Annotated in this window: 6 protein-coding genes; 1 reads left to right on the forward strand and 5 read right to left on the reverse strand. The window is 66.0% G+C overall.

All coding sequences use genetic code 11. The annotated features are described in order from the left end of the window. Nucleotides 1–186: hypothetical protein (locus ACEQZD_RS05330; RefSeq protein WP_370184434.1), on the forward strand; the 186-nt coding region annotated here is incomplete at its 5' end. A gap of 141 nt (nt 187–327) precedes the next feature. Here the strand turns inward: ACEQZD_RS05330 and aceF are convergent. From aceF to ACEQZD_RS05355, 5 genes are all read right to left on the reverse strand, one after another. Beyond that, nucleotides 328–2,073, reverse strand: a complete 1,746-nt coding sequence (gene aceF, locus ACEQZD_RS05335) for a dihydrolipoyllysine-residue acetyltransferase (protein WP_370184436.1) — start codon at nt 2,071–2,073, stop codon at nt 328–330. Nucleotides 2,074–2,083: 10 nt separating this feature from the next. Continuing rightward, complete coding sequence (aceE, locus tag ACEQZD_RS05340) at nt 2,084–4,759, reverse strand: pyruvate dehydrogenase (acetyl-transferring), homodimeric type (RefSeq protein ID WP_370184439.1); 2,676 nt, start codon at nt 4,757–4,759, stop codon at nt 2,084–2,086. 171 nt (nt 4,760–4,930) lie between these two features. After that, a complete protein-coding gene (locus ACEQZD_RS05345) occupies nt 4,931–5,770 on the reverse strand; it encodes a hypothetical protein (protein WP_370184440.1) in 840 nt (279 codons plus the stop codon). A 20-nt stretch (nt 5,771–5,790) separates the two neighbouring features. After that, the gene (ampD, locus tag ACEQZD_RS05350; RefSeq protein ID WP_370184443.1) at nt 5,791–6,321 is read right to left on the reverse strand and encodes a 1,6-anhydro-N-acetylmuramyl-L-alanine amidase AmpD; all 531 of its coding nucleotides are present in this window, start codon (nt 6,319–6,321) and stop codon (nt 5,791–5,793) included. A 71-nt stretch (nt 6,322–6,392) separates the two neighbouring features. After that, on the reverse strand, nt 6,393–7,491 hold a 1,099-nt coding region (locus ACEQZD_RS05355; RefSeq protein WP_370184445.1), incomplete at its 5' end, for a DUF1631 family protein.

Below are 7,491 nucleotides of genomic sequence, written 5' to 3' on the forward strand. Positions count from 1 at the left end.
GAAGTGCGCGAAATCTACCGCGAGAAAGGCGAAGAGATGCGCGAACTGCACAAGGAAACCCAGGAAGAAATCCGTGACGTGCTGAACGACGAGCAACGCGCCCAGTACGAACAGCACCAGAAAGACCGGATGGAAAAATGGCAGGAAAAGAAGGAAAAGTGGAAAGAGCGCCACGGTAATAACTGATTGTGGGAGCTTGCCTGCAAGCGAAAGGCCGGCCAAGCCGGCCGGCGGGATTCCAGAGACGCTGTTTTGTGCTGCGGTTGCAACGGCCTCTGGTATCCTGCCGGGCGGCCGAGGCCGCCCTTTCGCGGGCAGGGCCCGCTCCTACAACAGGGCGCGCCGCATGTCGCCGAGCAGGCCGCTGAGGTAGGTGGTGAAGCGCGCCGCGTCGGCGCCATCGATCACCCGGTGGTCGTAGGAGAACGACAGCGGCAGCATCAGCCGGGGCTGGAAGGCGTTGCCGTCCCACACCGGTTTGGTGTCGGAACGGCTGACGCCGAGAATCGCCACCTCCGGCCAGTTGACGATGGGCGTAAAGGCGGTGCCGCCGATGCCGCCCAGCGACGAGATGCTGAAGCTGGCGCCCTTCATGTCCGCCGGTGACAGTTTGCGGTCGCGGGCCTTGGCCGCCAGCTCACCGATTTCCGTGGCGATCTGGCTGAGCCCTTTCTTGTCCGCGTCGCGCAGCACCGGCACCACCAGGCCATTGGGCGTGTCCACGGCGATGCCGATGTGCACATAGTCCTTCAGGATCAGTGCCTCACCGGACGGTTCCAGCGAGCTGTTCACCCTCGGAAACTTACGCAACGCCCGCGCGCAGGCCTGCACCAGAAACGCCAGCATGGTGAGTTTGACGCCCTCTTTCTCCAATGCCTTGTTCTGGCTTTTGCGGAACGCTTCCAGCTCGGTGATATCCGCCTCGTCGAACTGGGTAACGTGGGGAATGGTGACCCAGCTGCGGTGCAGATTCCTGGCCGCCACCTTGCGCAGCTTGTTGAGCTCGTCCCGTTCCACCGGCCCGAATTCGCTGAAGTCGATCTCCGGCAGGTCCGGCGCGCCGGCCCCGCCGGCGGCGGCCGGCTGTTCCATGCGCTGCTTGATGTGCGCGTGCACATCCTCCTTGAGAATGCGGTCCTTGGGGCCGCTGGGCGGCACGGCACCAAGGTCGACGCCGGTTTCCCGGGCCAGCTTGCGCACCGCCGGACCGGCGTGCACGTTCCTGGACGGCCGGCCGGCCGCGGCGGCGCCGGATTTGGCCGGGTGCTCGCCGATGCCTCCGGAATCCTGCGTGCTGGACGCTTCGCGGGCAGGCCCGCTCCCACCAGACTCGCTTTCACCGGACTTGCTCCCACCGGACTTGCTCCCACCGGGCTTGCTGTCGCCGGACGTCTCTTCGGCGGGCTGGTCATCACTGGATTCGTCTTCGCCACCGCCGGTGGTTTCCAGCACCATCAGTTCGGTGCCGGAGGTGATCTTGTCGCCGGTTTTCACCAGCAGCTTTTTCACCGTGCCGGCGGCCGGGCTGGGGATTTCCAGGGACGCCTTGTCGGATTCCAGCACCAGAATGGTCTGTTCCGCTTCCACGGTGTCCCCTTCGCTCACCGACAGCTCGATGATTTCCGCTTCGTCGATGTCGCCCAGGTCCGGGGCGGGGATGGTTTCCTCGCGGGTGCCGCCGCTCTCTTTTTTCGCCGGCTTCTCGTCCGCTTTCGGTTCGGCCTTCTCTTCCTTTCCGCCCTGCTCGTTGTCTCCGGACTGATCCTTTTCCGCCGCCGGCTCGTTTTCCGGTTCGTCGCCGGAGGACTGGTCGTCTTCGGTACCGCCGTCGCCGGCTTCGGTGTCCAGCTCCAACAGGGGGTCGCCTTCCTTGACCCGGTCGCCGGCTTTCACCAGCAGTTCGAGAACGGTGCCGGCTTTCGGGCACGGCACTTCCACGGACGCTTTGTCGGACTCCAACACGACAATGGTGTCTTCGGCTTCGACGCTGTCGCCTTTTTTGACGGACACCTCGATGACGTCAACAGGATCACTGCTGCCCACATCGGGTACCCGGATGGTTTCCTTGCTCATGGCAGGCTCCTTATGAGATCACCGGGTAGGGTTTTTCCGGGTCGATGCCGTATTTCTGGATCGCTTCCTTAACGGTGGCGGCGTCCACTTCGCCTTCGTCCTTGAGCGCGCTGAGCGCCGCCAGGACCACGAAGTAACGGTCCACTTCAAAGAAGTGCCGCAGCTTGGCGCGGGAATCACTGCGCCCGTAGCCGTCGGTGCCCAGCACCCGGTAGGGCGCTTTGATCCAGGGGCGGATCTGGTCGGCGTAGGCCTTGATGTAATCCGTGGAGGCGATCACCGGACCCTGGCGCTTGTCCAGGCACTGCTCCACCCAGGTGGGCGCGATCTTCATATCCGGCTTGAGCAGGCGGTCGCGGTCGGCGCGCAGGCCTTCGCGGCGCAGTTCGTTGAAGCTGGTGACGCTCCATACGTCGGCGGCCACGCCGAAGTCCTCGCGCAGCAGCTCCGCCGCCGCTTCCACTTCGCGCAGGATGGTGCCCGACCCGAGCAACTGCACCCGCTTGGCTTTCTTGCCGCCTTTGCCCTTGCCTTCGCGCAACAGGTACATGCCCTTGCGGATGCCTTCCTCGGCGCCCTTGGGCATGGCGCCGTGCAGGTAGTTTTCGTTCATCAGCGTCAGGTAGTAGAAGACGCTCTCTTCCTCCTCGTACATGCGGCGCAGGCCGTCCTGCAGAATCACCGCCAGCTCGTAGGCGTAAGTCGGGTCGTAGCTGACGCAGTTGGGCACCGTGCTGGTGAGCACGTGGCTGTGGCCGTCCTGGTGCTGCAGGCCCTCGCCGTTGAGGGTGGTGCGCCCGGCGGTGCCGCCCAGCAGGAAGCCGCGCGCCTGGCTGTCGCCGGCGGCCCACCAGAAGTCGCCGGTGCGCTGGAAGCCGAACATGGAGTAGTAGATAAAGAACGGAATCAGCGTGAAGTCGTGCACGCTGTAACTGGTGGCGGCGGCCATCCAGCCGGACATGGAGCCGGCTTCGTTGATGCCCTCCTCCATGATGCGGCCTTTCTTGTCTTCGCGGTAATACATCACCTGGCCGGCGTCCTCGGGCTCATAGCGCTGGCCCTTGGACGAATAAATACCGAGCTGGCGGAACATGCCCTCCATGCCGAAGGTGCGCGCCTCGTCGGGGACGATGGGCACCACCCTATCGCCGATGCTCTTGTCCTTCACCAGGGTGCTGAGCATGCGCACGAACGCCATGGTGGTGGAAATCTCCCGGTCGCCGCTGCCCTCCAGGAAGGATTCAAAAAACTCCAGCTTGGGGATGGTCAGCTTCTGGCTGGCGTGGCGGCGGCGCACCGGCATAGAGCCGCCCAGCTTTTCGCGCTGCTCGCGCATGTAGCGCAGCTCCGCGGAATCCTCATCCGGCCGGTAATAGGGCACGGTTTCCAGTTCTTTGTCGGTGAACGGCATGTCGAAGCGGTCGCGGAATTCCTTCAGGCTTTCCAGATCCATCTTCTTCATCTGGTGGGTCTTGTTGACCGCCTCGCCGGCGCCGGTGGCGTAGCCCTTCACGGTTTTCGCCAGGATCACCGTGGGCTGGCCGGTGTGGTTCACCGCCTCGTGGTAGGCCGCGTACACCTTGAACGGGTCATGGCCGCCGCGATTCAGACGATAAACGTCCTCGTCGCTCATGTGCTCGACCATTTTCTTCAGCTCCGGGTATTTGCCGAAAAAATGCTCGCGGGTGTAGGCGCCGCCGTTTTTCTTGTAGGCCTGGTATTCGCCGTCCACCGCTTCATCCATGCGGCGGCGCAGCAGGCCTTCGGAATCCTTCTCCAGCAGCGGGTCCCAGAGCCGGCCCCAGACCACTTTGATCACGTTCCAGCCGGCGCCGCGGAACAGGCTTTCCAGCTCCTGGATGATCTTGCCGTTGCCGCGCACCGGCCCGTCCAGACGCTGCAGGTTGCAGTTGACCACGAAGATCAGGTTGTCCAGCTGTTCGCGGCCGGCCATGGACAGCGCGCCCAGGGATTCAGGCTCGTCCATCTCGCCGTCGCCGAGGAAGGCCCACACCTTGCGCTTGCGGTCCGGAATCAGCTCCCGGTTCTGCAGGTACTTCATGATGTGCGCCTGGTAGATCGCCTGCATGGCGCCCAGGCCCATGGACACGGTGGGGAACTGCCAGTAATCCGGCATCAACCACGGGTGCGGATAGGACGACAGCCCCTCGCCGTCCACTTCACGGCGGAAGTTGTCCATCTGCTGTTCGGTGATGCGCCCCTCCAGGTAGGAACGGGCGTAGATGCCCGGCGCCGAATGGCCCTGGAAATACACCAGGTCGCCGGGGTTGTCCTCGTGGGGGGCTTTGAAGAAGTGGTTGAAGCCGACGTCGTAGAGCGTGGCGGACGACGCGAAGGTGGCGATGTGGCCGCCCAGCTCGTCGTCGTTGTCCTTGTTGGCCCGGATCACCATCGCCAGCGCGTTCCAGCGCACCAGAGAACGGATGCGTCGTTCCATGTAGATGTCGCCGGGGATCGGGGCTTCGTCTTTGGGGCGGATGGTGTTGAGGTAGGGGGTGTCGAGGTGGGTGCGGATAACGCCCTGTTCCTGGGCTTCATTGGTGAGGGTTTCCAGCAGCCAGCCGGCGCGTTCGGGCCCCTCCTGTTCCAGCACCGATTCCAGTGCCTCGAGCCATTCCCGGGTTTCTTCCGGGTCCACGTCTTCGAAGAAGTTTCTGTTCTGCATGGGCGCGCGTCCTTTTTCGCAGTGCCTGGCCGGCGCGGGATCGCCGCGACGGCGGGGTAAACGACGGAAACGGCGCGGGGTATATAGGCCGTCTCGTCACCCGATCATAGCAGCAAGAACGGACAGCTTCATGTCCATGAAGGTCGCGGGTGGGAACGGGCCTCGCTCCAGCTAGGTGGGCAATACAGCCCAGAGCGCGGCGAAAATAAGCCACACCGCTAATGCGCGGAGCATCAGCTCCTGGAGGGCTTCGAGGCGGTTGACGCCGGCCTGGAAGGCGGGCTCGTCGCTGTCGGCGTCGCCGCCGAGGGCGGCGTCGGCGGCCAGGGTGAGCAGGCCGCGGCTGTCGTCGAGGCGCCAGATGCGCCCGCTCACGGCCTGGGCGACCATGCCGAAATGGCCCACCAGGGCCAGCGCCAGGGCGCTCAGGCGCGCCGGGATCCAGGCCAGGGCGATGTCCAGGCTGCGGGCCCAGTCGCTGTGCTCCGGGTGACGGCGAAGCCAGGCCCGGTTAAGCACGAACAGCAGCGCCGCGCCGAAGCCCAGCACCGTGACCCAGAACAGCACCGCGAACAGGTCACCGGCGCGCAGCACGAAGCGGTCGGCCAGATCGTTGAACCAGGCCCGCTCGCTGTCCGGGCCGTCATCCAGCGGCCCGGTGTCGAACGCCCGGGCGGCGCTGCCGGCCAGGGCGTCGCGGTCGTTCATGCGCCCGCGCACCAGCAGGGTGTCCATGCGCCGGAACTCGCTCTCCACGCCGATCAGCCAGAGCAGCAGCACGCCGCCCAGCAGCAGGGTGAGCAGCGCGCCCGCCAGGCCGCACAGCCAGCTGAACAGCAGCGCCACCAGCAGTGTCGGCAACGCCACCGCCAGCCACCAGGCCAGCGCGCCGCCGCCCGGCGACAGCCGGTCGATAAAGCGCTGATGGCGCTCCTCGCGGGTCAACCAAAGCGGCCAGCCGCCGTCACGACGGCGCAGGGCGAGCACGAGCAGAATAACGAGTAGTTTCATACTCTCGTTTATACCACGTCTTAGAGTCGGGTCCAGTCGAAGGCCGGGCCCGGGTCGGTCTTGCGGCCCGGCGCGATGTGCTCGTGGCCGGTGATGGCGTCGTCGGACAGGCGCGGGTAGTGGGCGATCAGAGCGTCGAGCAGCGCGCGCAGGCTGCGGTACTGGGCGTCTTCGAAGGGGATGTGGTCGGCGCCTTCCAGCTCGATGCCGAGGGCGAAGTCGTTGCAGTTGTCGCGGTCGCGCCAGCGGGAGACGCCGGCGTGCCAGGCGCGCTGGTCGCAGGCGACGAACTGCACCAGCTCGCCGTCGCGGCGGATCAGAAAGTGGGAGGATACCTTCAGGTCGCGGATCTCTTCGAAGTACGGGTGCTCGGACGGGTCCAGGCGGTTCTGGAAAAAGGCTTCCACCTGGGGGCCGCCGAACTCTTCCGGCGGCAGGCTGATGTTGTGGATCACCACCAGGGAGATGTCTTCCGGGTCCGGGCGGGCGTTGAAGTTGGGCGACGGCACTTTGCGCGCCTGGTCCACCCAGTGATTGGTGAGCGTCAGCATGGCGCTATTTTCGCGGGCCGGGCCCGCTCCCACAAGGGTCCGCCCCCACAAAGGCCCGCTCGCACCGGATCTCAGGCGCTTTGCATGCGGCGCAGGTCGCTGATCACGGCTTCCAGGGCGCGGTCGAACAGGGCGCCGTCCTCGATCAGTTTGACCTCGCCGTCGTGGAGCGCCTGGGCCAGGCCGGCGGCGTCGTATTCGCGCACCTTGATGCCGCGCCGGTTGATGAACACCAGCTTGGCGCCGTCGCGGATGTTGGCGGCCAGCTTGGCGCGCTGGGCGTCGTCGCCGTCGCCGATTTCCAGCCACTGGCCGGCGCGCAGGCGGCGGGCCCGTACCACCAGCTCGTGGTCGTCGGGCAGCGCCGAGGGGGCCGGCGGCTCGGGCTCCGGCGCCTTGGGCACCGCCACCCGCTCGGTCTCCAGCCCCTTGATCAGGCTGTCGTGTACGGCCAGCAGGTCATCCAGCAGGGCGCGGGTTTCGCCGGCGTCGTATTGAATGGATTCCAGGCCGTGCTCCAGCGCGCGCACCACTTTCGGGCTCAGGTCGCGCAGCTTCTCCAGGTCCGCCGGCGCGCGGTGGGGCATCACGCTCCACACCAGCGCGTCCACCACCTTGGCGTAGCGGCGCCAAGTGTCGCTGTCCTCGCCCTGGCGCAGCCAGGTCAGGTAGAGCACCTGCTGCCAGCCCTGGCGCAGCAGGCGCACCGCCACGTCCGGCACCTGGCGGCCGGCCAGGCGCGCGTCGATGTAACGGCGCACCGCGTCGGCGGCCTGCTCGGCGCGGGCCTTGCCCTCCTCGGCTTCACGCACCCGCTCGGCGACGCGCTCGGCGCGGGCGCGCTGGTCGCTGAAGAACGATTCGAACTCCGCCAGCAGCTCGCTGAACAGGGCGGCGTCTTCGTCGTAATCGTCGATGATGGCGTGCACCGCCCGGTCGATGCGCTGGTAGGTCTCGTCGTCGTAGCCCTGCTGCGGGTCCCACTGGCAGCCGGCGCGGGCCAGGGTGTTGAGCAGCAGGCGGGCGTCGTGCTCTTCGTTGCTGAAGAAGGTCTTGTCGGCGATCGCCACCTTCAAAAGAGGAATCTGCAGACGGCCGATCAGCGCCTTGATTTCCGAGGGCAGGCCCTCGTCGTCGAGGATGAAGTCGAACAGCATGGCGACCAGGTTG

It is taken from the genome of Alloalcanivorax sp., assembly GCF_964221125.1.
Classification (GTDB): Bacteria; Pseudomonadota; Gammaproteobacteria; order Pseudomonadales; family Alcanivoracaceae; genus Alloalcanivorax; species Alloalcanivorax venustensis.

Excerpts from the sequence above, each read along its gene's own strand:
- ampD (WP_370184443.1), bottom strand. The coding sequence starts at position 6,321 with ATGCTGACGCTCACCAATCACTGGGTGGACCAGGCGCGCAAAGTGCCG.
- aceF (WP_370184436.1), bottom strand. The coding sequence starts at position 2,073 with ATGAGCAAGGAAACCATCCGGGTACCCGATGTGGGCAGCAGTGATCCT.
- aceE (WP_370184439.1), bottom strand. The coding sequence starts at position 4,759 with ATGCAGAACAGAAACTTCTTCGAAGACGTGGACCCGGAAGAAACCCGG.
- ACEQZD_RS05345 (WP_370184440.1), bottom strand. The coding sequence starts at position 5,770 with ATGAAACTACTCGTTATTCTGCTCGTGCTCGCCCTGCGCCGTCGTGAC.